This is a genomic window from Henriciella sp. AS95, from assembly GCF_038900055.1.
Lineage (GTDB): Bacteria > Pseudomonadota > Alphaproteobacteria > Caulobacterales > Hyphomonadaceae > Henriciella.
Genome location: NZ_JBBMQM010000001.1, coordinates 3,262,222 through 3,288,359, shown reverse-complemented (window position 1 = coordinate 3,288,359; position 26,138 = coordinate 3,262,222). Strand labels below are relative to the sequence as shown.

The following is a 26,138-nucleotide window of genomic DNA, read 5'->3' as shown; positions in this document are numbered from 1 at the left end:
GAGTGAACGGTGTTCACAAAATGAACGGTCTTTTCTTAACGTCCGTTTCAGTTTATGAAGGTCACTCTCCCCAATGAGGGCTGAGTGGATGGATGACCAGATGATTACTCCCGCCGAGAGACGGCGGCTGCGTGTACGCGACTCCATTCTGGAAGCGGCGGAGCGCGTGTTCGCCGATGAAGGCGAGGCGGGACTTTCCATTCGCCGAATCGCCGACGAAATCGATTATTCTCCGGCCGCCATCTACAAATATTTCGAGTCCAAGAATGAACTCGTCAATGAGCTGAAAGAGGCATTTTTCGCGCGTATTCTGAGCATTGTTCATGACATGTATGAGTGTTCGGAATCCTTTCCGGAGCGGGCACGGGCCTGCATTGTCGGATATGTGAATACCGCGCTCGAAAAGCCGCATCATTATATTGCAGCCTTCTCGGCTCAGGCACCGCTCAAGCCGGCAGCGTCGGATGATGAGCCGATCAGCCATACGAACCGCGCCCGCGCTTTCCTGGTGCTGGTCGGCCTGGTCGAAGAAGGTGTCGAGACGGGGCATTTTCGCGCAGACCTACCACTTGTCGACACAGCCAATGCGCTCTGGGCATCAATGCACGGCGTCGCCATGATGATGGCGCAGTTTCCAACCTTTCCGGACATGTCTGTCATGCAGAGTTCGCTCAGCCGGGATGCGTTCGTGGAGTATCATGCCGATCTTACAATTCGCGGACTGGAAGCCCGTCCCGGAGCGTCACGCCAGAAGAGGGGCGATTAGTCATGTCCATGTCTGATCACGACTATTCAGAACCACGCGAACCAAAGCCAAGCTTTCTCAAAGGCCTGCTGTTTCTGGTGGTCATCCTGATTGCGCTGGCGGGGCTCGGGGCATTCGTCCTCACTCAACGCTCCAGCGAGGGACCGTTGATCATTTCAGAAAAACCGACGCCGCTCAGCGTTGACGTGATAACCGCCAATCTTCAGCAATCGCTTGATCTCGATGAGAAGTTTACGGGCCTGGTGTCCGCCAAGCGCACGAGCGAACTCGGATTTTCGGCGGGTGGGCGAATTGCTCGAATGGATGTCGATGTGGGGGACCGAGTCGTGGCGGGACAGTCGCTGGCTGTCCTCGATACGCGTGGCCTGCGCTCTCAACTCGTTTCCGCTGAGGCCCAGATCGCCGAAGCAGTCGCGAACCACGCGCTCGCCATGTCGACGGTCGAGCGGCAGAACGCGCTGCTGGCCAAGGGTCATGTCGCCCAGCAACGGGTCGACGAGGCGGTCGCCCAGGCGACGACCGCGAAGGCGCGGATCGATGCGGCGAGCGCACAGGCCGAGACGCTGCGGGTGCAGATCGACCTCTCACGGATCACGGCGCCTTATGGGGGGATGATCACGCATCGGAATTTCGATGAAGGCGCGATCGCTTCGCCGGGCGCCCCTGTGTTTGAACTGGTCGAAACTGACGCTCTCGAAGCGCGCATCGGGTTGCCATCGAGCCTGGCGGCCGAACTGGACATCGGGCACGATTATGAACTGCTCGGCGATCGCGGTGCGGTGACTGCAAAATTGCGCGCGGTAACCGGCATCATCGATTCCGGGCAGCGCACCGTCACGACAGTCTTCGATATCGTCGATAACACAGCCGTCTCGACAGGGGCTGTGGTCCGCCTCGAACTGCAGCGCAATGTCTCCGAACCGGGCTTATGGGTGCCGGTCAGCGCCTTGTCAGAAGGCCAGCGAGGTCTCTGGTCGATTTACATTGCGCGGCAGGAAGACGGTGTCTGGCGCGCAAGGCCGGGCCTTGTGGAAGTGATCCAGAGCGAAGGCGACAGGGCCTATGTGCGCGGGGCCGTGTCGGATGGCGACCGGATCATCATGGATGGCCTGCAGCGCATCACGCCGGGACAGCCTGTCCTGCCAAAGCTCGACCCGACAGCCACGACGGCGAATGAAGGCTAGACGGCGATGCGAACGCTCTTCTATCGGCTGCCGCGCCTTTCCATTCTTGTTATCCTGATCGCGCTGGCGGGCGCGGTCGGCTCCATTCTTACGCTGGGGCGACAGGAAGACCCTACGCTGGTCGAGCGCTATGGCTATGTCCTGACGACCCTTCCGGGGGCGGATGCAGAGCGCATCGAGGCAACCGTCACCGATCCGATTGAATCGGCCATCCGTGAATTGCCGGAGATTGACGAAGTCCATTCTGTGTCGCGCGCCAATGTCTCGCAAATTACCGTGCTCATTCGCGAGGATCTTACAGAGACTGAGGTGGATGATGCCTGGACGCTGATCCGGGCCAAGGTGGATGGCGCACGCTCTGAACTGCCAGAGAGCGCCAGTACGCCTTTCGTGCGACGGCTCTATGTCGGCGCGTCGACCTTGCTGGTTGGTCTTGTCTGGGAAGGCGAGGGCGAGCCTGAACTGGCTGTCATGGCGCGGTATGCGCGCAATCTCGCAGACCGTTTCCAGAACCTCGGCGGCACTGAAGAGACAGACGTCTACGGCTTGCCGCAAGAAGAAGTTCGTATTGTCATCGACCCGGAAGCCTTGGCCTCTGCAGGCCTGTCCTTATCGCAGGCAGCACAATTGATCAGCGCGGCGGACGCGAAGGTACCGGCCGGGCAGTTGCGCGGGGAACGCGCCGATATCGGACTGGAAGTTGGCGGCGCTTTTGACGGGATCGCGCGGATCAGATCGGTGCCACTCGTCCAGCGCGCTGACGGCACAGCCCTGCGTGTCGGTGACGTGGCCGACGTGCAGAAAGGGATAGAGGACCCAGCAACGGTGATGAACATCACCGACAATAAAAGGTCGGTCCTGGTGGCGGCCTACATCCAGCCCAATCAGCGGGTCGATCAATGGGCAGTCTCAGCGCGCGACCTCGTGGCAGAGTTCGAGCGCAACTCGCCGGCTGAAATCGATGTTCGCGTGCTGTTTGATCAAAGCGAGTATACCGAAGCGCGACTGAACGGCCTTGCCAGGAATCTGGCATTCTCAGCGCTGATTGTCTTTCTCGTTCTCTTCCTTGTGATGGGGTGGCGCGCGGCGATTGTGGTCGGCTCAGCGCTGCCTCTGACCGTGGCGCTTGTGCTGATCCTGTTCAATCTGTTCGGCTATCCGTTGCACCAGATGTCGGTGACCGGACTGGTCATTTCGCTTGGCCTTCTGATCGATAATGCGATCGTTGTGTACGACGAATATGATCAGGAACGCGGGCGTGGGCATGGCATCATCAGCTCCATCGATATCGCGATTGGAAAACTGTTCGGACCGCTTTTTGCGTCCACGCTGACCACGGCGCTGGCCTTCGCGCCCATCGCCCTCATGCCGGGCGCAGCGGGCGAGTTCATCGGCATGATTGGTGTATCTGTCATCTTCTCGGTCGTGATGTCCTTCCTGGTCGCGATCACGATCATTCCCTTCATGGCCGGGCGAATGGACCGCAAGCGGCGGCCGAATGAGAAGAAGAACTGGCTGCGCGATGGAATATCGCTGGATGCCGTCACCGATGGCTACCGTTGGACGATTGGCACCGTGCTGCGCTTTCCGCTGCTGGGTATCCTGATTGGTGTCGTGCCGGCGATTGCCGGCTTCATTGTCGGCGGATCCCTGCCTTCGCAGTTCTTTCCGCCGACCGAACGTGACCAGTTCCAGGTGGAAATAACCTTGCCGCCATCGGCAACTATTGGAGAGGCGGAACGGGCCGTCCAGCGGGCGACAGACCTTCTCTATAGCTACCCCAATGTCGAGATGGTGAACTTCACCGTCGGGGAATCGGCGCCGCGCGTTTACTACAATGCCTTCAACAACACGCAGGGTGTACCGGGATTTGCTGCAGGCTGGGTGCAGTTGAAGGACAATTTCTCGACCCGGGTCATGGTGCGCTCGATCCAGGATGAGCTTCGTCAGGAATTCCCGGAAGCGCAGTTTCTTGCCTTGCCATTTGAACAGGGGCCGCCGGTTGATGCCCCGATCGAGTTCTTCATCAGGGGCGATAATCTTGAGACGCTGAACAGGCTTGGCGGCGAAGTTCGCAGCATTCTGGCTGGCACACCCGGCATTACCTATACGCAGGCCAGCCTCCAGATGGGGGCACCCGTCGTGACGATCCGTGCGGATGAGGCAGCGACTGCGATGTCCGGTGAGCGCCTGGCGCAATTGGCCAATGAGCTGCGCGCCGAGCTTGAAGGCCTGCCTGCAGGGTCGATCCTGGAAGGCATTGAGGAAGTGCCGGTTCGCGTGATTGCGCCGCAGGCACGTCGCTCGGAGCTCGCCGACCTGCGCGCCAAGACAATCGGAAACCGTCCCGGAGAGTTTGGCGCGTCAATCGCCTCCCTGAGCCAGATCACGCTCGACCCTCAAACGGCTGTGATTTCACGTCTCGATGGGCGCCGTGTGAACCAGATCTACGGTTTCACCGAGCCATACTCGCTGCCCGCCCCGATCATGGCGAAGTTCGAAGAGGCGCTGGAGCGAGCTGGGTTCGAGACGCCGCCGGGTTACGACATCATTATTGGCGGTGAGGCGGAGTCCCGCTCCAAGGCGATGGGAAATCTCATGTCGCTGGCGGTGCCGCTGATCCTGATCATGACGGGGGCTGTCGCGCTGGTCTTCAACTCGTTCCGCATGAGCCTGCTTATTTTGCTCACGGGCGCGCTGTCTGTCGGTCTCGCTTTTGGTGGGGTGTGGCTGTTCAACCTGCCGCTCGGCTTTAACGCCATTGTCGGCGCGCTGGGACTGCTCGGTATCTCGATCAACAGTTCGATTGTCGTATTGTCATTGCTGCAGGGCAGTGAGGCAGCGCGAAATGATGACGTGCTCGCCCAGCGTGAAATCGTGGTCGATGCGACCCGGCACATCGTGGCAACGACGCTGACGACAATGGGCGGTTTCGTGCCGATCATTCTCAGCGGTGACATTTTCTGGATGCCGTTGGCGACGGCGATTGCGGGCGGTGTCGCCGGCTCAGCCCTGCTGGCGCTTTATTTTGCGCCGTCTGTCTACCGGATCATGACGATGAAACCGATGCAAAAAGCCTGGCGCGGTATGTTTGGCCGAAAGCAGCGCACGCCCGCCGCGCCTGCGGCAGAGTAAAGCGTCCCATTGCGGCGCAAAGCGCGGGTTTCGTAACGCGCTGATTACTTTTGAGGGGCATAACAGCCTGGTGTAATTGCTAGCTAATGGTCTGTTTCATTGATGGAATCCAGCGCACTCGATCTTGCTGAAATCGATCCTCCGCAGTGGCGGGTTTTGGTGAATGGGTCTGTTTACGGGCCATATACGCTGGGCCAGATGCAGGGCTTCATACGTGAGCGGCGCATCCTTGAGCAGACGCGAGTTGCCTGCGGCGATGGCGGTGCGTTCACCTCTGCGTCTGATCATGAAGGTTTGAGCGGTCTGTTTGGCGCGCTGAAGTCTCCGGCAGAAGATGCAGGCGCCGAGCCTGCAAACTATCTTGTGATCGCGCGGCTCGCCGCGACCGGCGAAATGCAGCTGATTTCAGCGTTGAATCGGCTCGGCAAGTTCGCCGAGGTCATGCCGGGCGTATGGGCCTTGCGATCAACCGCGCGGCAGGCCCGAATTCGCGATCGCATTCACGCGACGATTGGCTCAACCGATCAGGTCATGATTGCGAATGCGACAACGGGACGGCTGGCCTGGTTGAACCTTGGCCCTGAGGCCGACATCCATATCAAGACTGTCTGGGACGCGAAGATCAGCTAGGCTGTTTCTTCAATTTCGGCCGGTTCCGGCGCGGCTTTTCCGAGGATCATGTCGGCGGCTTTTTCGGCGACCATGATTGTTGGTGCGTTTGTGTTTCCGCCGATGAGGGTCGGCATCACGGACGCATCCACGACGCGAAGGCCCTCAACGCCGCGAACTCTCAGTTCACCGTCCAGAGGATCGGTGTCATGGATGCCCATCGCGACGGTGCCCACCGGGTGGTAGATCGTCTCGCCGGTTTCGCGAATGAAGGTATCGATGTCTTCGTCAGACTGGACCGAGCTGCCAGGAAGGTACTCTTCGCCGCGAAATGTCGAAAACGCGTCCTGCGCTGCGATCTCACGGCAGATTTTCACCGCTTCCCGCATGGCTCGACGGTCTTCTTCGGTGGCGAGATAGTTCGGGTCAATCAGCGGGTGGTCGAACGGGTCATTGCTGGCGAGCGTAATGGAACCGCGGCTTTCGGGGCGCAGCTGGCAGGCATGGATGGTAAAGCCATCGCTTTTCACTTCCGTACGGCCATGCTCGACCATCATGGCGTTGACGTAGTGGAGTTGGAGGTCAGGGCGGTCGAGGCCTTCGCGCGACTTCAGGAAGGCGCCAGCCTGAAGGAAATTATCCCGACCCGGACCCTTCTTGCGAAGCAGGTAATTCAGGCCCACCGCGATCTTCTTCAGTCCCGCCTGTTTCGAATAGGCCGACAGCTTCTGGGTCATTTTGTAAATGACAGTCACGTCGAGATGGTCCTGGAGGTTTTGACCAATGCCAGGGCTGTTCGCGATGACAGGGATATCGTGAACGCGCAGTTGTTCCTCCGGTCCGATGCCTGAAAGCATCAGCAATTGTGGAGACTGGACGGCTCCAGCGCAGACGATCACTTCCTTGCCGGCTGTCACAATATCCGGCTCGGCGCCGGGTTTGGAAACGGTCTCGACGCCGTGCACTCGGCCGCCACGCATGACGACGCAGCTGACAAGAGCCGTGCTTAGCACGGTGAGGTTTGGACGCTCATCGAGGACAGGGCGTAGAAATGCTGAGGCCGCACTCCATCGTTCACCGTCATTGATGGTGCGCTGATAGCGGCCAACGCCTTCCTGCTGGCTGCCATTGAAATCTTCAGTCTGCGCATGGCCAGCCTGTTGTCCGGCCTCAATAAAGGCATTGTAGGAAATTGAATCCAAAGGGCTTTCTTCAACAACAAGCGGTCCGTCCGTACCATGATGAAGAGACCCGTCGCCCTTGTAACCTTCGGACCTCCGGAAATAGGGCAGGACTTCGCTATAGCCCCAGCCGCGCAGGCCGGACTGGCGCCACTGATCGTAATCGCGCGCATGGCCGCGAATATAGATCATGCCATTGATGGCTGAGGAGCCGCCCCAACCCTTGCCGCGCGGCCACCAGAGCTTGCGGTCATTCATGTGCGTCTGGGGCGTCGTGTAGAATCCCCAATTATTGTCATTGACGTCCTTGATGAGATTCCCGACCCCAGCGGGCATGCGGACCATCAGGCTGTTCGCCTTGCCGCCGGCTTCGATCAGGCACACCGAAATCGCAGGGTCGGCGCTCAACCGATTGGCGAGGACGCAGCCCGCGCTGCCAGCCCCGACGATCACATAATCATAGCCTTTCGCTTTGCCCATTTGCTGCCGCTCCGCCCGTAACTGGTTATGTTTTCTAGGCTTCGATAGTGTCAGCTTTATCAAAAGCTTCAACCATTTATGAACTTGCTGCGCCTAGTCCTGATGTGTGGGGCGAGCTCTGAACTTGCCTGAATGGCCAATGAAGGAGGGGCAAATGCAAGCTCTTTCGAAGAAAAATTCAAGTCTGCGGATTCGTCCTGACCTGCACAAGGACAGGCGGCGCAATGTGCGCGTGAGCGTCGGGTTGAATGGCCGATTTCTGACCGGAGAAAGCGACGATCACAGTCTTCTGACGCGCAATATTTCCTGCGGCGGCGCCGAGATGATCGCGAATGTATGCCCGAGCCCGGACGCGTCCATGATCTGCTATCTTGACGATCTCGGCCGCCTCGAAGCGCAGTTTGTCCGCAAGACCGAGCATGGCTTTGCTGTGAAATTCAATGTCTCAAAACGCAAGCGGGACAAGATTGCGGACCGGCTCACCTGGCTCGCCAATTACAAGCAATTGGGGCTCGACGACGAACGTGAAGCGCCGCGCTATTCCGGCGGTGGGCCAGCGCTCGTGACGCGCGCCAATGGCCGCGTGCTTCAGTGCCGTACGATCGATATTTCTCTGGCGGGCGCCGCCTTTGAAGGGGATGGCCCGGCTCCGCCTATCGGTGAAGTTGTTTCGGTTGGTAATCTGCAGGGCGAAGTTGTTCGCACGCTGCGCAATGGGTTTGCGATCCGCTATATTCACAAGTCTCCAAAACCCTGACTTACGACATCTGACTTGAACGGGCGCTGGCGGCTTGCCATCTCATCCCCATAAATCCGGAGGCTAGCATGGTCGAAAATCCCGATATTGGGGCACCGCCGCCGCCATGGCGTCGTTTGCGGTTCGAGGCGAAGGCCGCCGCTGCGGATGAACCAGCGCTGGCAAGCTACATTGATGCAGCGATCCTCTCGCATGACACGATCTGCCGCGCACTGGCCTTTCATCTGGCTGAAAAACTGGCCGGACCAGAAATGGGGGCCCAGCAATTCCGCCATATTATCGCAACGGCTTATGACCATGAGGATGCGCTGGTTGAAGCGGCCGCGTCCGACATGCAGGCCGTGCTCGAGCGTGATCCGGCTTGTCGCGGCATGCTGCAGCCTTTCCTGTTCTTCAAAGGCTTTTTGGCGCTGCAGACGCAACGCATCGCCAATCGCCTCTGGCGAGAGGGCCGTGAGACGCTTGCTTTCCATTTCCAGTCCCGCGCCAGCGAACTGTTCGGTGTCGATATACATCCAGCGGTAAAGATGGGCAGCGGCATCATGCTCGACCACGCAACCAATATCACGATCGGTGAGACCGCCGTGGTCGGCGACGGCTGTTCCATCCTGCAAGGCGTCACGCTGGGTGGTACCGGCAAGGAAATTGGTGACCGGCACCCGAAAATCGGGCGCGGCGTGCTGGTGTCTGTCGGGGCGAAGGTGCTCGGCAATATCACCATCGGTGACGAAGCGAAGATCGCCGCAGGCAGCGTTGTGTTGAAAGACGTGGCGCCGAATACGACGGTCGCAGGCGTTCCGGCGCGCGTGGTTGGCGGGGAAGCCCACAACCCCGCTCGCAGCATGGACCAGACCATCCCTGAGTCAAAATAGACGGACTCGCTAAGCGCTTTGCTTTCTTCTAGGGTTTGTTTTTCGACAAACGCTTGAGGTGGGACATGTTGAAATTGCTGGGCGGCTTCGGGCTCGTTTCAACCAAGATCGTGCTGACCTTTTTCATGGTCATCTTCCTTCTGTTGATAGGCTTTGCGTTTTTTCCGGATGTGCTCAATCGCCTGCAGGACTTCACGAACTGGATCGAAGGCCAGATACGCGATCCGGACATTGATGAGCGCGGCAAGTACCTGTTCCGCACACTTGTCAATGAGAACACGATTTTCGGTATCATCATGACGCTCATTGCCCGCGCGTTGATCGAGTTCCTGTTCTGGATTTTTGGGGTCATGTGGCGCGCGGTAAACCCGCCGGAAGACAAGAAAACCGAACCGGTCACCGGCCAGCGGGTCGCTGATGCGCCGCCGACCTATTATGAAAACTGAGGAAAAATAGGGCGGTGGCATTTAAGCCGCGCTCCAATTGCCTTAAGGCCTGTCCCGTACACGACAGGAGACACCCATGGAAAAAGAAGAAACCCTGCGCCTTGAGGCGTACCTGAAGGAAAAGATCAATCCGGGCATCCGTCTTGTCGCCCGCAGCCAGACCGATGATTCCGTTGAAGTTTACCTCGGCGCTGAATTTATTGCGGTTGTCTACAAGGATGTCGACGAGGGCGAGACCTCATATCAGTTCCAGATGACGGTGCTGAAAGAAGACCTTCAATAACGGCAAGACGATGCCGGCAGACAAAAAACGGGCGGTCTTCTGACCGCCCGTTTCTTTATGAATACGCTTCGCGTTCGGTGAAACGCTAGAGAACGTCGAGCATCTCCGCGACGAGGGGGTGGCGGACAATATCCTGACCTTCAAGATAGACCACTTCGGCGTCTGACAGGCCGCCAAGTTTTTCGGCGGCTTGTGCGAGACCGGAAAGGTGGGGCAGCAGGTCGGACTGTGCCGGATCGCCCGTGACGGCCATGGTCGAATGCCAGCCGAGCCGGGTCAGCAGCATCTTCAGCTGTGTGTAGGTGCAGTTCTGGGCTTCGTCGATCACCACGAAAGCATTGTTGAGTGTGCGTCCGCGCATGAAGCCGATCGGTGCGATCTCGATCAGGCCTTCGCCCATCATGTGCTTGAGTTGTTGCGGTGAAAGCCGGTCGGCAAGCGCATCATAAAGCGGGCGGAGATAGGGTGCGAGCTTGTCTTCCATTGCGCCTGGCAGAAAGCCGATCTGTTCGCCGGCCTCGACGGCAGGGCGGGAGAGGATGATCCGCGCAACCTTGCCTTTCTGGAGCGCCTCGACCGCCTTGCAGATGGCGAGATAGGTCTTTCCCGTTCCGGCCGGGCCGAGGGCGCAGACGAGAGATTTGGTCTCCAGCGCTTTCATCAGACGCGCCTGATTTTCAGACCGGGGTTTTACATTCTTCTGGTAGCGCTGCTCGCGCGGTGTATTCGGGTTGCGTACCTTGTCGGCATCGTCCGGATGCCAGCCTCCCTGGATTGCGTAGAGCCTTGCTTCGTTTCTCGATTTACCTCCCATTTCCTCCAGGAAGCCCATGGCTTCCAATTCGGCGTTCGCTTTCTGGCGCTTGGCAGAGGCTCTTTTACCCATGTGAGGATCTCCTTTTTGGGTACAAAAAAACCGCCGGGCAGAATTGCCGGGCGGCTACGCAAAATCGGGAGAGGGAAGCTTCGGCCCTTTCACAAAGGCCGGGCGGTATTTCTGGCAGAGATGGTCTGAACACCATCGGCACTTGCCTCCCGAATCTCTCGACGATTAGAGATTACCAAGGTTAATGCGCGCTTAACCAGATATATTGCGCAAGAAATTTTAGTGACAAGCAGGGACCAGAAACATGGCACTTTACGATCTCGATGGCGTCAAACCGAGCATACCAGACAGCGGCAATTACTGGGTCGCTGAAAATGCGACGGTTTTGGGCCGTGTGATTCTCAGGGAGAATGCGAGCGTCTGGTTCAACGCCGTACTGCGCGGCGACAATGACCCAATTGAGATTGGCGAGAACTCAAACATCCAGGATGGCAGTGTTCTTCACACCGATCATGGCGTGCCGCTTACCCTTGGGAAAAATGTCACGGTCGGTCACATGGTCATGCTGCATGGCTGCACAATCGGTGACGGTACGCTGATCGGGATTGGCTCCACGATCCTCAACCGCGCCAAGATCGGCAAGAACTGCATCATTGGTGCGCACTCGCTTATCCCCGAGGGCAAGGAGATTCCGGACAATTCGCTGGTGATGGGCGCGCCAGGCAAGGTTGTACGCCAGCTCGATGACGGCGCTGCACAGATGATTGCGGCATCGGCGCAGGTCTATGTCGACAATTGGAAGCGTTTCAAAAGCGGGCTGAAACGGATCGACGGCTAGTCGATATCGTTGCTGGCGACCAGTTTGAGGTGTGGCTCTGGCTTGCCGCTATCCGGTGGAAAGAGCGCTGTGACACGGTGGCGCCAGACCGGGCGTCCACGCAGGAACACTTCTCCGCCGAGGGTCTGGTAGAGACCGAGAATTCTGGCGCCGCCGTCCTGATGCGGCGGCTTGGCAAGCGGTGCCAGGATCAGCTCAAGGTCAACGCGCTCGCCCGTCAGCGATTCTCCGCGACCGCGAACGACCCCGGGCAGACGTTCTTCAAGAATTGACTTCAGGAAGAGCTCAAGCATGGCGCGGTCGTGACCGGCCCAGAAGTTGAGGAAATTGTGGTCAGTAAGTTGTCGGCCGAGTGATGACTGGATCTGGTCTCCAGCTGTGCGAAAGACCCAGTCGCTTTCGCCAGCATCCTGGATAACGAACAGGCGCGAGACGAGATCGGGATGATCGCGGGTAGCTGGCGCTGCTGAGCCATCAGGGCTGGCGGCATGCATGCGTTGCCAAGCGGTCAGCAAGGTCTGGCTGTTCGGGTGTAATGTACGGTCCAGCATCCAGGTGTGTCACTCTTACTATTATTATATTGCTGCGCGGATGGCGCTCTTATGAGAACCGGACTTCGCAAGGCGCGGGCCAAACGCATTTCAACACCTGTCAGGCGTATTCTTTATCGGACTGGGACATTTTTCGCGGTTCACGCGAGCTGCGGCATGGATCGTGCTTCTTACCAGGCGAAGAGCCACGGAGACACGTCATGCGCGTTTCAACACGATACACATTCATCACCGGCGCGGGAATCGCTGCCGTTATCGCCCTCACTGCTGCAGCGACTGCAGGCGGTGGAAGCAGCAGCTGTCATGGCTGTAATGCGCCGCCACCACCACCGCCGAGCTACAATCCCCAAAACGGATCGCCTTGCTGCACCGGCGGACGCAATCACGGTATCTTTGTGCCGGGCGTCAATGTCGCTGGCCCGAACATCTCGATTGGCGGCAGCAATGTGAATGTGGGCGGCGGCACGCTGAACTTCTCTGCACAGACCAATCTGAATGTCATGGCGGCTGCTTCAGCCAACTCTGAAGTCGTTGCCTATGCAGGCGGCGGTGGCGGCTTTGGCGGTCCAGCACCCGTCGGTATGAGCTCGATCGAAAACCTGAACGTCGTGGGCGGCGATGAGGTTTACACCGAGACCGTGGTTGAGCAGGTGCCGACCGTCGAGGAGTATTGCGTCGACGAAATCAGCTACAAGACGTCATGGCGCGCTATTCAGGCGGTGTGTATCGACGATACGGGTTCGCCGCATCCAGCCTCGCAGGTGGATGGCGGCCAGTCCATCAAGTCCAGCTTTTCAGGTGAAGTCTATCGCTGCGTTGCTGGCTCTCGCCTTCAGGTCACGATTGGTTCTGCCGATAACGGCAAGGCCAATTTTGATCATGGTCAGACCATGTCCTGCGCCAAGGGCGAAGCCCTGATCTTCAAGCCCGGTGGCCAGCTTTCCTGCGCGCCGCAGAAACCGCAGCGCGACTGTAATGAGCGCTCCCTTCTGCGTCGTCACGGACCGGGCATCAAAATCTTCGAAGGACGCCACGCGGAAAAAGTCTGTGTGCCCCAGCAGCGTACGGTGATGAAGTCCGTTACGCGGGAAGTCCAGAAAGTCCGCGAAAGTGCAACAGGCTCCATGGTGTTCGATGGCGGAGTAGGCCAGGGCGTGTACTAAAAACCAGACTTTTCAATAATATAGATGACTGGAAGGCCCCGCTGATAGCGGGGCTTTTTCTTGTCATGTCATAAAAAGTTCGTCTGATATTTTGCGGTGTTGCAGGATTACAAAGTTGCATCGTTGCATAGCGCTGCTACGCCTGAAGGGCGTGTGATTCGCACGATAATAAAATAATACGAATATTCAGGAGACGTGAGAGATGAGGCAAAATTCCAAAACTCGGTCGCAAATTTCAATCTTCAAAGCTTCGCTGTGTGTCGGTGTCGGCCTGAGCGCCTTGATGGCTGCGCCAATGTCTGTGGCGAGCGCGCAGGATGAGGAAGCTGATGAGGGTCCGCGCCGGCTCAATGCCGTTGTTGTTGAGGCGACCCGCCGCGAAGGCACCACTGTGCAGGATGTGCCGGTATCAGTTACGGCATTTGACTCCGCGCTCCTGGAAGATACCGGTGTCGCCCGCCTGAATGATATCGAGCAGATCGCTCCATCCATTCAGATCGCTCAGACAGAATCGGCGGCCTCGGGAACAAGCATCTCTATCCGCGGCATCGGCACGGGCTCAAACAATCCGGGCTTCGAGCCGGCCGTTGGCGTTGTCATTGATGGCGTTTACCGCACGCGCACCGGCATCGCGCTGTCCGAACTGCCGGAGCTTGCCGGCATCGAAGTGCTTCGCGGCCCTCAGGGTACGCTTTTCGGCCGAAATACGTCTGCTGGCGTCGTCTCTATCAATACCGCAAAGCCGCAGTTTGACCCGAATGCCTATGTCGAAGTCGGCGCAGGCAATTACGGCATGTATAGCCTTGAAGCGTCAACCACAGGCGGGATCACCGACAACCTGGCTGGCCGGTTCGATATCAAGAAACGGTCGCGTGACGGATATATCGACGACGTCAATTCAGATCGTGAACTGAACAATCTGGACCGCTTCCTGATGCGGGGTCAGTTGCTGTGGGAGAATGCTGAAAATGCGAGCTTCCGCGTGATTGCAGATTATGGCCAGACCAATGAGGACTGCTGTATCGGCGTGAACCTCGTGCAAGGTCCAACCGCGGCGGCCGTGAACCTCGGAGCGAGCTTTGCAGGACTTCAGGGCTTTCCTAACGCGCAACCCGATGACTTGAAGGTGGCGCTGTCGCCAAATCGCGAAATCTCGGATGATGTCGAGGAATGGGGCATCTCCGGTGAGTACAAGAACCGCTTCGGCACAATGAACTTCACCTCGGTCACCGCTTATCGTGACTGGCAGGCCATGCGTGGCCAGGACATCGACTTTTCTGGCATCGACCGCGCCTACCGCGATGGCACGGAAATCACCGACAAGGTGTTCACCCAGGAATTCCGTTTGCAGGACACGATGGGCAATATCGACTGGCTTGTCGGTGCGTTCTACATGAACGAGCAGCTCGGCTATGACGATACCATCCAGACCGGCACTCAAGCCAATCTGTACACGGACCTTGTGACAGCCGGTTCGACCGCGAATGCGCTGGCGCCAACCGGCTTTCAGCTGACCGGATCGGTTCCGGGCATTCCTTCGCTGTTCGTGACGTTGCCGAATGGGTCTCCGGCCCTGCGCATCGCGCCAGGTGTTCCCGCGGGTCTTCCGTCATTCCTGATTCCAGGGCTTGGCGATGGTGATGGTCAGAATTCGGACGATTATGATGTCACCACGAATGCGGCGGCGCTGTTTACGCACAATGAGATCTTCCTGTCGGACAAGCTGACTGCAACGGTTGGCGCGCGCCTGAACTATGAAGAAAAAGAGATCGAATACGACCTCTTCTCGTCGGCACCGACCTGTGACTTCTATTTCACGCCAAACGGCCAGTCTGTGCTCGCACAGCTAGCCGCGATCGACGCGACCCAGCTGGCACTGCTGTCATGTAACCCGGCTGTAAATTCCGAGTATAATGGAAGTGCCACTGACAAATTTGATGAGACCCAGGTCACCGGCACCGCGAAGCTTGCCTACGCGTTCACGCCGGACTTCATGTCGTACATCTCTTATGCGCGCGGCTTCAAATCGGGTGGTTACAACCTCGACCGGTCTGGCTTCGATAGCGTTCTGTTCGGCGGTGACGGTGCTCAGCCATCCGACCTGCAATTCGATGCAGAAACCGTCGACAGCTATGAACTTGGCTGGAAATCGACGTTCAACTCGATTGATGCGACGTTGAACGGTGCGGTCTTCTACCAGACCGTGTCAGACTTCCAGGAGAACTTCTTCACCGGAACGAACTTCCGCGTGATCAACTCCGACGTCGAAAGCTATGGCCTGGAGCTCGATAGCTCGATCCAGCCGGTCGCTGGGCTGACGTTGCAGGCAGGGTATGCCTACACCAAGGCGGAACGTGAGGACGACGTATTTACCCCGCTGGGTGACGGCACGTTCCAGCAGCTCGCAGATGGCGGTGAGCAACTTGCGCAAATTCCGGAGCATGTCGTCACGGCAGCCGGCACGTATCTCTATGATATTTCGCCAAACCTTCGCGGCCTGTTCCACCTCAATGCGCGCTACAGCTCCGAACACACAACGTCGGCTGCAACGGCTGGCATTGCTGATAATGACGCGTTCACGCTTGTTGGTGGTCGGATCGGCATCCAGTCGGCCGATGGCGGTTGGGAGTTCTCGATCTTCGGTGAGAATATCACCGACGAGTACTACAACCTCGCATCTTTCGCGGTGCCGGAGCAGACAGGAACGATTGCGGTCTATCCGGGACTGCCGACCATGTATGGCGCAGAGCTGAAGGTAAACTTCTAGGCGTCTTGCCAAGTCTTAAGTCAGAAAGCCCCGTCTGGTCAGGCGGGGCTTTTTTCATGGGACCGGGAGCGCAGAGCCACGCAGGTCAGGATGAACGTCAGAACTTCGAAGGAGGCGAACGCCCAGCTTGTCGCTGTTGGCGTGTCCCCGGCGATGAGAGAGACGGCGCGAGAGAGGGTGTAGCCTCCCATATAAGCGGCGAGAAACCACAGCGCTGGACGCTCGAATTTCGCCGGTTGAAGGGCGCCCATTCCGGTGAGAGCCGCCGCGCCGAGGCTGACGCCGCCATATATGCCGCGCATCTCGAACACATTGTTCGGGCCACTCGTCTCGACACCGAGCTGGGCGGTCATGCCGAGCGGGTCAAAAAGAGACCAGAGGCCAAACGCAATAAAGAGCAGGGCGATCAGCCCGAGAAAAAGTCGTGTCCACATGACTGTAGATGTAGGTGGCGCACGCATACTTGCGAATCCAGTCTACGCCGCCGCTCCAAAAAGTGCGGCGTGACCCGTAGGGGTCAAGACGAGTGGTTCGCCCCTAGCTACCCAGAAAGACCAATCGTAGCAAAAAGGGGAATAGAATGACCATGAAAACGATATTCGCGGCAGCGCTTGCTGCTGGAATGATGACGACAGTTTCGGGCTGTGGAACCGTCGCGGGAGCTGCCGGGTCGGCGATTGCTGGACAGGCCGCGAGCAGCAAGCTTGCCAGCGGCGGCAATAAGCGGCGATTCTCGCGGAAAAGCTGTGAGGAACTTGAGCAGGAAATCGTCGGCGCGCAGCGCTCGATGATGAACCCGACAAATATCCTCTATGCCCGGTCCTACATCAAGGACGCCAAGGCCGTGGCCGTTGAGAAGGAATGCGCGTTCGTCGAAACTGAAGAGGTCGATGACAAGGATGAGGGGTCCTGATCAGCTGATTCACGGACGCTCCGCTTGAGAATCAAAAGCCCCTGCCTTCTGACGAAGGCAGGGGCTCATGGATCGGCAGATCCTCAGCCGGAGACTTATGTCCCCTCTAGTCGCCGACTGATTGGAGTGTGGCAGAGTTGCCAATTGCTGTTGCAGAGCCGTAGACCGCGCCGCCATAAGCGACATGAGCTGAGCCCATTGCGTAGGTCTGGCCATTATTGACCTGGTTGATCTGGCCGCCGACGGCGCCTTCGCTGCAATAATTGCAGATCGTCGCGGTTGCGGCATTGCCGATGGCGGTCGATGTCACGATGCCCGTGCCGCCTGTCCATGACTGGCCGGTAAAGCTCGCCTGGCTACCAACCGTTCCATCATTTGTCTGGTCGGCATAGATCGCGGTGTCTGACCCGATATTGGAGATGAGGGCCGAATTGCCGACGCCATAGGCGCTGGAGGTGGCATAGCCGGACCAGTGATCGAGTGTGACATAGGATTGGGCGTCGACATCGGCGCCGTTTTGCTGCGTGGTCGGTGCGCCTTCAAGGCCGAGCGTGGCATAGCCCCACTCATTATTGACGGTCGCAGAGTTGCCGAAGCTGTTTGTGGATGCGGTCACGTTGGTGCCGTCATTCATGTAAACGTCTGTTACGCCGGTAATGGTCGATCCTGATTCGGTTTTCTGGAGCGCGCGATTGTAATTGCTGCTGGTATAGCCGGTCGATGAGGTGGCGTTGCCGCCAGCAACCGTCGCATAGCCGGCATAGTAGCCGTCGCAGCAAGCGTCAGCGTCAGTCTCGGCGCGAACATCGGCAGCGCTGTATTGCGTCTGGTCAGCGATATTGGTGCCGAAATTGTTGTCGCTCGAGGAGACGTTGGCGATGGCCGTGGTCGCGCTCGAAGCTGTGGCCGCGCCGAGTAGTTCCATCTCGCTGGAGGCGCTGACAGTACCCGAAGCGGTCTGCGTGCCCCACAGCGTGTTGGTGGCGTAGTCCGTGCCGCTGGTGATGGCATTGCCATAGGCAGTGGTCGTCGAGACAGCGGTATCGGCCGAATATCCACGAAGCGCGTTCGTTGCCGTTGCGCTTGCATCGAAGTCCTGCCGGACTGTGGCCGTTACATCGCCAGATCCGCGCACGGCCGCTGCCGCGTTACCCACAGCCGTCGAAGTCGACGAGACCTCTGGCGTGTAGTCGGGAACGTAGACATCCATTTCGGACCACACGTCGCCCATCTGGACCTGATCAATCGTGCCGCTCTCCTGGGCGTGAGCGAAAGCCGATGCAGACATGGCCAGTGCGATGAGCGTCGTGATCCGGGTTGCGTTGCTGATCATATCAGCCTCCGTCTTGTGTTGGGGCGTTGCTGCGGGCCGCAATTAGTTGCGGCCACGAAGGGCAGGGTCACGCTTGCTGTGCCAGTTGGAGGCAATTTCGCGTGACGGGCCGTTATATTCTTCCAGCGGAGCGCCGCGTGGGACGAAGTCGCCCGTGACGCTGTTGGTGGAGATGGCGCCGGCGGTCTGCGAACAGACATCGCTGGACGGAATCGCATAGAGATTCGCCATCATCTCCAGCACGGCGCGTTCGACAACCGAACGAATCGCCAACTGGATCGGCTCCTGCGCGCGTCCCCCGACACCCACATCAAATACGTTGCCATTGGCAAAATCGAACACACCGAGGGAAACCTCGCGGCCGATGATCTGCTTCTGGTAGGAAATCACGTCGACGACTTCGAGCGACTCGGTTTCGACGAGACGAAGATCGAGACCGACATTGATGACGTACATCTTGGCGCCGATCGAACCTTTCGGGTCCATCGCATCGGTGTCGCCGACAAAGGCTTCGCCGCCCACGGAACGGATATTATAGTTCAGCTCGGTGATGCCGCCGACCAGATAATAGTCCGATCCCGGGATCGAGCCGGCCGTGATCTTGCGGAAGTCCTCAGGGACATCGTCGCCGATCAGCTTGTTGTTGGCATATTTGAGTTCGAGTTCAGACACCGAAGTATCGAATCGCTCGACCAGGCGTGCGCCAGATTTGGCGAATGCGGAGATGGCCATGAGCGACGCGCCTTGCGTGACGCGGCGACCACCCTCGATGTCGGCCTTGCCGGTGTAGTCCAGAATGCGTCCGACAGCGATTCGCGGAGCGCGATAATTCGACTGGCGAGCATAGTGACCCATGCAAACGAGGCCTTCAGAATAAGGCGTCGGGTTCGCGGTGACCGGCGCATTGCCAATCGGCTTTGCGTAGAGGCCGCTTGACCCTGCCACTGGAGAGACACAGCCCGTTGCAAACACTGCGCTGGCGAGAACCGCTGCAGACGCTTTCGCGCGGGCGATGGTGAAAAGAGAGGTAAGGCTATTCATTGAGGTCGAGCTCCCCATTGAGAACGACCGACTGGTCGCCATTATTGATCTGTGTCGAGTCGATGATCACGGTGTTGTAATTGCCGTTCGTGATCACGTTGAGCTGGTTGCCGACCGCTGTGCCGGTGCCGATCATGCCGTAGCCGCCGTCGGTCTGTCCCCAACCTGTGTTGAGGCCGCCGCCGAGGCCGGTGCCGCCACCGATCAGCCCGTTGACAACGACGCGGTTGTTCATCGCGTCACGGGTGCCGGCCGAAAAAGGCTGGCTTTCCTGGCCGTAACCGTAGCCATACGGGCGTTCGAATTCAGACATGCTGGTTGCTGCCTGCGCGCTGGCTTGTGGTGCGACTGCGACAAGGGTGAGTCCCGCAATGCCCAGAAGCCCAGTCATTATTTCAGTTGTAATCTTCATCTGCCGATCCCTTTTGGGGTTGATGCCCCACCAGCTTGCAACGGGCGTGCCAGTTTGAGGGAATGCCCAAGTCAAAATTCGTCTGGCAGGGGAACAGTGACCCGTATTTGCGGTGTCAAACCGGCCTAAATCAGGGAAAGCGTCTCGATTCGGCACGATTGAGCTGTCCAGGACTTAATTTCCTGATCCTTCGCTCGCGCGCGGGTCTGTGATATGACAGGCGCATAAAAAGAACCAGAAGGAGGAAACGCAGATGCTGATTGATCAGATTCTGAAGACCAAAGGTGATGTGGTCACATCCATAGAGGCGTCAAAATCATTGGCTGACGCAGCCAGATTGCTCGACGAAAAGAAGATCGGTGCCGTTGTGGCGATGAATGGATCGGCGCTCGCCGGCGTTTTGTCTGAGCGCGATATCGCTCGTCAGGTCGCCCGTCATGGCCGCGACGCTTTGGACCTGACTGTCGAAGAATCGATGACGCGAGGCGTTATTACCGCCCATCCCGGCGAGTCGATCGATCAATGCCTTGGGCGGATGACCGACCGCCGGATACGACATCTACCCATCATGCGGGACGGCGAACTCGCTGGCATCATTTCGATCGGGGACCTCGTCAAATGGAAGATCGAGGAAACCCGCGCCGAAGCTGACGCTATGGCAGAGTATATAAAAGGCGGTTGAATCGCCTCTTGGGTGATTTTTGGGCTTGCCAAAACCCCCGAACAGATTCTATATGATCGGTTCCATCTGAAACGCCTCTGACTTTGCGGGGCTGGCGAATGCCGGCTCAGTGAGGCAGCGTTTTGCGCCAAATTTGCAGGAAATGGCTTTTTTGCCGTGTTTCTGCAGAGAAGTGCAGAAGGGTTGTTGACGGAAGAAAGGCTGGCCCATACAAGCCCGCTTCCTTCTGGAAAGACCCACCGGAACAACGAGGTTGACTAACAGCCTCGGCGGGACGGTTTGTGCTTTAAAATCTGCGGTTCTGACAGGTGACTGTCTTGAATTGCAGAGGAGTGCAAAAGGGTTGTTGACGGGATGATGAGTGGTCAATACAAGCCGCTCTCCTTCTGGAAACAACCTGCCAGATCAGCGGAAGCCTCGCGCTTCCAAAGAGACGGCGTTGTGCTTCAATTCTGTAGTTTTCTGGCTTCTCGCCGCGAACTGCAGAGGGTGCAGAAAAGGGTGTTGACGGAGTTTGGTCAGGCACATATATGCCGCCTCTCTCCTGAAGACGCCCACCCAAATCGGGGCCGCTTTCTGCGGCAGTCGAGACCGGGTTCTGCGCTTTGAAAATTGCAGGTTTCACAGGTCACTGTGATCTTCTGCAGAAAGCGCAAAAAGGGTGTTGACGAGGGAAACGGCGGGCCATATAAGCCGCCACTTCCGACGCGGGGCAGCGATGCTCCAGATCGGGTTTCGGGCTCCGGCCTGAGCTGTTTGACATCGCAGGGATTAGGAAGAGAAACGCAGGCGGCATGAGCGGCTAGCGGGGCCTCAGGCCCCAATGACGATCATGACGATGCGTTTCAAGGAAATACCTTTTCATAATGTATCCGGTTTCGGCCGGATTGTTTGTGATTAGGGTTTCCCGTCAAAACGCAAATTGCAATCAGCAATTGCCGTCTCAATTTCCTGAGACGGATTTACGTCAGATCGGACACTCAACCTGAGAGTTTGATTCTGGCTCAGAACGAACGCTGGCGGCAGGCTTAACACATGCAAGTCGAACGACATAGTGGCAGACGGGTGAGTAACGCGTGGGAACGTGCCTTTCACTACGGAATAGCTCTTGGAAACGAGTGGTAATACCGTATACGCCCTCCGGGGGAAAGATTTATCGGTGAAAGATCGGCCCGCGTTAGATTAGTTTGTTGGTGGGGTAATGGCCTACCAAGACTACGATCTATAGCTGGTCTGAGAGGATGATCAGCCACACTGGGACTGAGACACGGCCCAGACTCCTACGGGAGGCAGCAGTGGGGAATATTGGACAATGGGCGCAAGCCTGATCCAGCCATGCCGCGTGAATGATGAAGGCCTTAGGGTTGTAAAATTCTTTCGCTAGGGATGATAATGACAGTACCTAGTAAAGAAGCCCCGGCTAACTTCGTGCCAGCAGCCGCGGTAATACGAAGGGGGCTAGCGTTGTTCGGAATTACTGGGCGTAAAGCGCGCGTAGGCGGGCTATTAAGCCAGATGTGAAAGCCCGGAGCTCAACTCCGGAACTGCATTTGGAACTGGTAGCCTAGAGACCAGGAGAGGTTAGCGGAATACCGAGTGTAGAGGTGAAATTCGTAGATATTCGGTGGAACACCAGTGGCGAAGGCGGCTAACTGGACTGGTACTGACGCTGAGGCGCGAAAGTGTGGGGAGCAAACAGGATTAGATACCCTGGTAGTCCACACCGTAAACGATGAGAGCTAGTTGTTGGCAGGCATGCCTGTAGGTGACGCAGCTAACGCATTAAGCTCTCCGCCTGGGGAGTACGGTCGCAAGATTAAAACTCAAAGAAATTGACGGGGGCCCGCACAAGCGGTGGAGCATGTGGTTTAATTCGAAGCAACGCGCAGAACCTTACCAGCTCTTGACATCCCGATCGCGGTTAGTGGAGACATTAACCTTCAGTTAGGCTGGATCGGTGACAGGTGCTGCATGGCTGTCGTCAGCTCGTGTCGTGAGATGTTGGGTTAAGTCCCGCAACGAGCGCAACCCTCGCCCTTAGTTGCCAGCATTTAGTTGGGCACTCTAGGGGGACTGCCGGTGCTAAGCCGGAGGAAGGTGGGGATGACGTCAAGTCCTCATGGCCCTTACGGGTAGGGCTACACACGTGCTACAATGGCGCTGACAGAGGGTTAATCCCTAAAAGGCGTCTCAGTTCGGATTGTCTTCTGCAACTCGAAGGCATGAAGTTGGAATCGCTAGTAATCGTGGATCAGCATGCCACGGTGAATACGTTCCCGGGCCTTGTACACACCGCCCGTCACATCATGGGAGTTGGTTCTACCCGAAGGCTGTGCGCTAACTTAGGAGGCAGCAGACCACGGTAGGATCAGCGACTGGGATGAAGTCGTAACAAGGTAGCCGTAGGGGAACCTGCGGCTGGATCACCTCCTTTCTAAGGATGTTTTCGACTAGTCTGCTCGCAGACTTCGAAAGCTCTTTTAGCAAAATCGCTGCAGAGCTTGCTCTGACAGCAAAACATATGCGGCTGTTCGTGCCGTCTTCGTTTCTCTTCCTTCATTCGCCGTGCCGGCCAGCTGGACGGCATAGTTCAGCGAGCCCCGGGTCCTGGGATTAGGGCCGGTAGCTCAGGTGGTTAGAGCGCACGCCTGATAAGCGTGAGGTCGATGGTTCAACTCCATCTCGGCCCACCACGACCCTATGGGGATGCGCCGGGCCTATGCTTTGCTGACACATTCCGGTTTTGGGGCCTTAGCTCAGCTGGGAGAGCGCCTGATTTGCATTCAGGAGGTCAGCGGTTCGATCCCGCTAGGCTCCACCAAGCCTTTGGCGAATGAAAGAAGTATCCAAGTTTCCGGATCTAGTATCCGGGATGTTTGTAATCGTGAGGGAAAGACTGATCCGGCTTGTATCGCCGCTCGGCTCAAATTTATTTGGGTCTGGTGATGCCAGCTTCAGCCGAACAACGTGAGGTGTCATAGGAGTATGACAATAAAGCCTTACGCCAAAGGGTCAGTCTGCAAGAAACCAACATGTCTGATCTGAAAATAGTGTGTAGTGTGTGAGCGCGTGCGTTCACCTCCGCACACGAGTTTCGAATTGAGATCAAGCGTCAAAAGGGCATCCGGGGGATGTCTTGGCGGTAAGAGGCGATGAAAGACGTGGCACTCTGCGATAAGCACCGGGGAGGCGAGAGCATCCTTTGATCCGGTGATTTCTGAATGGGGAAACCCACCTCCGAGATGGAGGACTACAGGCTGGCATTCGTGTCAGTCTGAGGTCTTTCATTTCATTAGTGAGGTATTTCAAACTGAATACATAGGTTTTGAAAAGCAAACCCGGGGAATTGAAACATCTAAGTACCCGGAGGAAAGGACATCAATTGATACTCCGTTAGTAGTGGCGAGCGAACGCGGACCAGGCCTGGTCTGAAATAAGGAGAATGAGCTGGGAAGCTCAACCAAAGTGGGTGATAGTCCCGTATCCGTAAAATGAAGACCTTTTAGAGTAGGGCGGGACACGTGAAATCCTGTCTGAACATGGGGGGACCACCCTCCAAGCCTAAGTACTCCTTACCGACCGATAGTGAACCAGTACCGTGAGGGAAAGATGAAAAGCACCCCGACGAGGGGAGTGAAACAGTACCTGAAACCGGATGCCTACAAGCAGGTGGAGCTCTTCGGAGTGACACCGTACCTTTTGTATAATGGGTCAGCGACTTAGTGTTGCGTGCAAGCTTAAGCCGTTAGGTGTAGGCGTAGCGAAAGCGAGTCTGAATAGGGCGACCGAGTACGTAGCATTAGACCCGAAGGCAGATGATCTATGCATGGGCAGGCTGAAGGTGAGGTAACACTCACTGGAGGGCCGAACCGTTGAACGTTGAAAAGTTCTCGGATGACCTGTGCCTAGGGGTGAAAGGCCAATCAAATCTGCTGATAGCTGGTTCTCCGCGAAATCTATTTAGGTAGAGCGTCAGATGAATACTCCAGGGGGTAGAGCACTGGATGGGCTAGGGGGACTCACCGTCTTACCAAACCTTACCAAACTCCGAATACCTGGAAGTAATATCTGGCAGACACACGGCGGGTGCTAACGTCCGTCGTGAAGAGGGAAACAACCCTGACCACCGATTAAGGTCCCCAAATTATAGCTAAGTGTGAAAGGATGTGGGGTTGCTTAGACAATGAGGAGGTTGGCTTAGAAGCAGCCATCCTTTAAAGAAAGCGTAACAGCTCACTCATCAAGCGACCCTGCGCCGAAAATGTAACGGGGCTAAAGCTATATACCGAAATCGTGGGCTCCATTGGAGCGGTAGCGGAGCGTTCTGTAAGCCTGTGAAGGTGTCCTGTGAGGGATGCTGGAGGTATCAGAAGTGAGAATGCTGACATGAGTAGCGATAAAGAGGGTGAGAGACCCTCTCGCCGAAAGTCCAAGGGTTCCTGCGTAAAGCTAATCTGCGCAGGGTTAGCCGGCCCCTAAGGCGAGGCCGAAAGGCGTAGTCGATGGGAACACAGTTAATATTCTGTGGCCTGGGAGTGTGTGACGGATTTCGAAAGTTGTCTTCCCTTATTGGATTGGGAAGGCGGCCTGGAAGTCCCTGGAAATAGCCCTCCCGCAAGACCGTACCCTAAACCGACACAGGTGGACTGGCAGAGCATGCCAAGGCGCTTGAGAGAACGATGCTGAAGGAACTCGGCAAATTACCTCCGTAACTTCGGGAGAAGGAGGCCTCATACTGGGCAACCAGCTATGAGGGGCACAGACCAGGGGGTTGCGACTGTTTATCAAAAACACAGGGCTGTGCGAAGCCGTAAGGCGACGTATACAGTCTGACGCCTGCCCGGTGCCGGAAGGTTAAAAGGAGGAGTGCAAGCTCCGAATTGAAGCCCCGGTGAACGGCGGCCGTAACTATAACGGTCCTAAGGTAGCGAAATTCCTTGTCGGGTAAGTTCCGACCTGCACGAATGGCGTAACGACTTCCCCACTGTCTCCAGCATCGACTCAGCGAAATTGAATTCCCCGTGAAGATGCGGGGTACCCGCGGTCAGACGGAAAGACCCTGTGAACCTTTACTGCAGCTTTGCTGTGGCATTACAAATAATATGTGTAGGATAGGTGGGAGGCTTTGAAGCTTGGGCGCTAGTCCGAGTGGAGCCGCCGTTGAAATACCACCCTTATTCTTTGTGATGTCTAACCGCTCCCCTGGATGGGGACGGGACCCAGCATGGTGGGCAGTTTGACTGGGGCGGTCGCCTCCTAAAGAGTAACGGAGGCGCGCGATGGTAAGCTCAAGACGGTCGGACATCGTCTGTTGAGTGCAATGGCATAAGCTTGCCTGACTGCGAGAGTGACAACTCGAGCAGAGACGAAAGTCGGTCATAGTGATCCGGTGGTCCCGAGTGGAAGGGCCATCGCTCAACGAATAAAAGGTACTCCGGGGATAACAGGCTGATGATGCCCAAGAGTCCATATCGACGGCATCGTTTGGCACCTCGATGTCGGCTCATCACATCCTGGGGCTGGAGCAGGTCCCAAGGGTTCGGCTGTTCGCCGATTAAAGTGGTACGTGAGCTGGGTTCAGAACGTCGTGAGACAGTTTGGTCCCTATCTGCCGTGGGTGTTGGAAACTTGAGAGGATCTGTCCTTAGTACGAGAGGACCGGGATGGACATACCTCTGGTGGACCTGTCGTGGCGCCAGCCGCGCAGCAGGGTAGCTATGTATGGAAGGGATAACCGCTGAATGCATCTAAGCGGGAAACCCACCTCAAAACCAGGTTTCCCTTGAGAGCCGTCGTAGACTACGACGTCGATAGGCTGGGTGTGGAAGCGCGGCGACGCGTGGAGCTAACCAGTACTAATTGCTCGATAGGCTTGATCTTGCGAAGCTTCGTGTGTGGT

20 protein-coding genes, 2 tRNA genes and 2 rRNA genes are annotated in these 26,138 nt (G+C 57.3%); 17 read left to right on the top strand and 7 right to left on the bottom strand.

The genetic code is table 11. The annotated features are described in order from the left end of the window. Window positions 1-88 precede the first annotated feature (88 nt). The 4 genes from WNY37_RS15700 to WNY37_RS15685 all read left to right on the top strand — a co-directional run bounded on the left by WNY37_RS15700 (window position 89) and on the right by WNY37_RS15685 (window position 5,715). On the top strand, window positions 89-766 hold the full coding sequence (locus WNY37_RS15700) for a TetR/AcrR family transcriptional regulator (protein WP_342974336.1): 678 nt from the start codon (window positions 89-91) through the stop codon (window positions 764-766). A 2-nt stretch (window positions 767-768) separates the two neighbouring features. Then, the gene (locus tag WNY37_RS15695) at window positions 769-1,950 is read left to right on the top strand and encodes an efflux RND transporter periplasmic adaptor subunit (protein WP_342974335.1); all 1,182 of its coding nucleotides are present in this window, start codon (window positions 769-771) and stop codon (window positions 1,948-1,950) included. Window positions 1,951-1,956: 6 nt separating this feature from the next. Further along, complete coding sequence (locus tag WNY37_RS15690) at window positions 1,957-5,085, top strand: efflux RND transporter permease subunit (RefSeq protein WP_342974334.1); 3,129 nt, start codon at window positions 1,957-1,959, stop codon at window positions 5,083-5,085. A 102-nt stretch (window positions 5,086-5,187) separates the two neighbouring features. Beyond that, entirely contained in the window at window positions 5,188-5,715 is a 528-nt protein-coding gene (locus WNY37_RS15685; RefSeq protein WP_342974333.1) for a hypothetical protein, read from the top strand. Here the strand turns inward: WNY37_RS15685 and WNY37_RS15680 are convergent. Continuing rightward, complete coding sequence (locus tag WNY37_RS15680; protein WP_342974332.1) at window positions 5,712-7,355, bottom strand: choline dehydrogenase; 1,644 nt, start codon at window positions 7,353-7,355, stop codon at window positions 5,712-5,714. The genes WNY37_RS15685 and WNY37_RS15680 overlap by 4 nt on opposite strands. Window positions 7,356-7,509: 154 nt before the next feature. On the opposite strand from WNY37_RS15680, the gene WNY37_RS15675 reads away from it, so the two are divergent. From WNY37_RS15675 to WNY37_RS15660, 4 genes are all read left to right on the top strand, one after another. Beyond that, window positions 7,510-8,112, top strand: coding sequence for a PilZ domain-containing protein (locus WNY37_RS15675; RefSeq protein ID WP_342974331.1), 603 nt, complete (start codon window positions 7,510-7,512; stop codon window positions 8,110-8,112). 68 nt (window positions 8,113-8,180) lie between these two features. Then, window positions 8,181-8,984, top strand: a complete 804-nt coding sequence (gene cysE, locus WNY37_RS15670; RefSeq protein WP_342974330.1) for a serine O-acetyltransferase — start codon at window positions 8,181-8,183, stop codon at window positions 8,982-8,984. A 65-nt stretch (window positions 8,985-9,049) separates the two neighbouring features. Beyond that, a complete protein-coding gene (locus WNY37_RS15665) occupies window positions 9,050-9,430 on the top strand; it encodes a hypothetical protein (RefSeq protein ID WP_342974329.1) in 381 nt (126 codons plus the stop codon). Between the two features lie 76 nt (window positions 9,431-9,506). After that, the gene (locus WNY37_RS15660) at window positions 9,507-9,713 is read left to right on the top strand and encodes a DUF3126 family protein (protein WP_342974328.1); all 207 of its coding nucleotides are present in this window, start codon (window positions 9,507-9,509) and stop codon (window positions 9,711-9,713) included. An 85-nt stretch (window positions 9,714-9,798) separates the two neighbouring features. Here the strand turns inward: WNY37_RS15660 and WNY37_RS15655 are convergent, their stop codons facing one another. Continuing rightward, a complete protein-coding gene (locus tag WNY37_RS15655) occupies window positions 9,799-10,599 on the bottom strand; it encodes a PhoH family protein (RefSeq protein WP_342974327.1) in 801 nt (266 codons plus the stop codon). A gap of 244 nt (window positions 10,600-10,843) precedes the next feature. On the opposite strand from WNY37_RS15655, the gene WNY37_RS15650 reads away from it, so the two are divergent. Next, on the top strand, window positions 10,844-11,377 hold the full coding sequence (locus WNY37_RS15650; protein WP_342974326.1) for a gamma carbonic anhydrase family protein: 534 nt from the start codon (window positions 10,844-10,846) through the stop codon (window positions 11,375-11,377). Here the strand turns inward: WNY37_RS15650 and WNY37_RS15645 are convergent. After that, entirely contained in the window at window positions 11,374-11,928 is a 555-nt protein-coding gene (locus tag WNY37_RS15645; protein WP_342974325.1) for a PAS domain-containing protein, read from the bottom strand. The two genes, WNY37_RS15650 and WNY37_RS15645, sit on opposite strands and share 4 nt — an antisense overlap. Window positions 11,929-12,128: 200 nt before the next feature. Between WNY37_RS15645 and WNY37_RS15640 the strand changes: the two genes are divergently transcribed. Together WNY37_RS15640 and WNY37_RS15635 are read left to right on the top strand one after the other, a co-directional pair. Next, complete coding sequence (locus WNY37_RS15640) at window positions 12,129-13,091, top strand: hypothetical protein (RefSeq protein ID WP_342974324.1); 963 nt, start codon at window positions 12,129-12,131, stop codon at window positions 13,089-13,091. A gap of 283 nt (window positions 13,092-13,374) precedes the next feature. Continuing rightward, window positions 13,375-15,858: a TonB-dependent receptor gene (locus WNY37_RS15635; protein ID WP_342974323.1), complete on the top strand. Its 2,484-nt coding sequence runs from the start codon at window positions 13,375-13,377 to the stop codon at window positions 15,856-15,858. Between the two features lie 38 nt (window positions 15,859-15,896). Here WNY37_RS15635 and WNY37_RS15630 read toward each other — a convergent pair whose 3' ends face one another. After that, the gene (locus WNY37_RS15630) at window positions 15,897-16,319 is read right to left on the bottom strand and encodes a DUF4345 family protein (protein ID WP_342974322.1); all 423 of its coding nucleotides are present in this window, start codon (window positions 16,317-16,319) and stop codon (window positions 15,897-15,899) included. A 119-nt stretch (window positions 16,320-16,438) separates the two neighbouring features. On the opposite strand from WNY37_RS15630, the gene WNY37_RS15625 reads away from it, so the two are divergent. Next, complete coding sequence (locus tag WNY37_RS15625; protein WP_342974321.1) at window positions 16,439-16,771, top strand: hypothetical protein; 333 nt, start codon at window positions 16,439-16,441, stop codon at window positions 16,769-16,771. A gap of 106 nt (window positions 16,772-16,877) precedes the next feature. Here WNY37_RS15625 and hfaD read toward each other — a convergent pair whose 3' ends face one another. Genes hfaD through hfaA form a run of 3 tightly spaced genes read right to left on the bottom strand, consistent with a single transcriptional unit; the run spans window position 16,878 to window position 19,557 of the window. After that, entirely contained in the window at window positions 16,878-18,104 is a 1,227-nt protein-coding gene (hfaD, locus tag WNY37_RS15620) for a holdfast anchor protein HfaD (protein WP_342974320.1), read from the bottom strand. A gap of 42 nt (window positions 18,105-18,146) precedes the next feature. Then, a complete protein-coding gene (gene hfaB / locus WNY37_RS15615; RefSeq protein WP_342974319.1) occupies window positions 18,147-19,145 on the bottom strand; it encodes a holdfast anchoring protein HfaB in 999 nt (332 codons plus the stop codon). Beyond that, window positions 19,138-19,557: a holdfast anchoring protein HfaA gene (gene hfaA / locus WNY37_RS15610; protein WP_342974318.1), complete on the bottom strand. Its 420-nt coding sequence runs from the start codon at window positions 19,555-19,557 to the stop codon at window positions 19,138-19,140. The genes hfaB and hfaA overlap by 8 nt, the downstream gene beginning before the upstream one ends. Window positions 19,558-19,810: 253 nt before the next feature. Here hfaA and WNY37_RS15605 point away from each other — a divergent pair, with 253 nt between their 5' ends. The 5 genes from WNY37_RS15605 (at window position 19,811) to WNY37_RS15585 (ending at window position 26,119) form a co-directional block, all read left to right on the top strand. Then, on the top strand, window positions 19,811-20,239 hold the full coding sequence (locus tag WNY37_RS15605; RefSeq protein WP_342974317.1) for a CBS domain-containing protein: 429 nt from the start codon (window positions 19,811-19,813) through the stop codon (window positions 20,237-20,239). 981 nt (window positions 20,240-21,220) lie between these two features. Continuing rightward, window positions 21,221-22,673 (top strand): 16S ribosomal RNA (locus WNY37_RS15600). A 182-nt stretch (window positions 22,674-22,855) separates the two neighbouring features. Beyond that, window positions 22,856-22,932: transfer RNA gene (locus WNY37_RS15595), tRNA-Ile, on the top strand. A gap of 52 nt (window positions 22,933-22,984) precedes the next feature. Continuing rightward, window positions 22,985-23,060: transfer RNA gene (locus WNY37_RS15590), tRNA-Ala, on the top strand. Between the two features lie 282 nt (window positions 23,061-23,342). Next, window positions 23,343-26,119: ribosomal RNA gene (locus tag WNY37_RS15585) — 23S ribosomal RNA — on the top strand. The 16S and 23S rRNA genes sit together here with 2 tRNA genes alongside, the layout of an rRNA operon. Window positions 26,120-26,138: the final 19 nt, after the last annotated feature.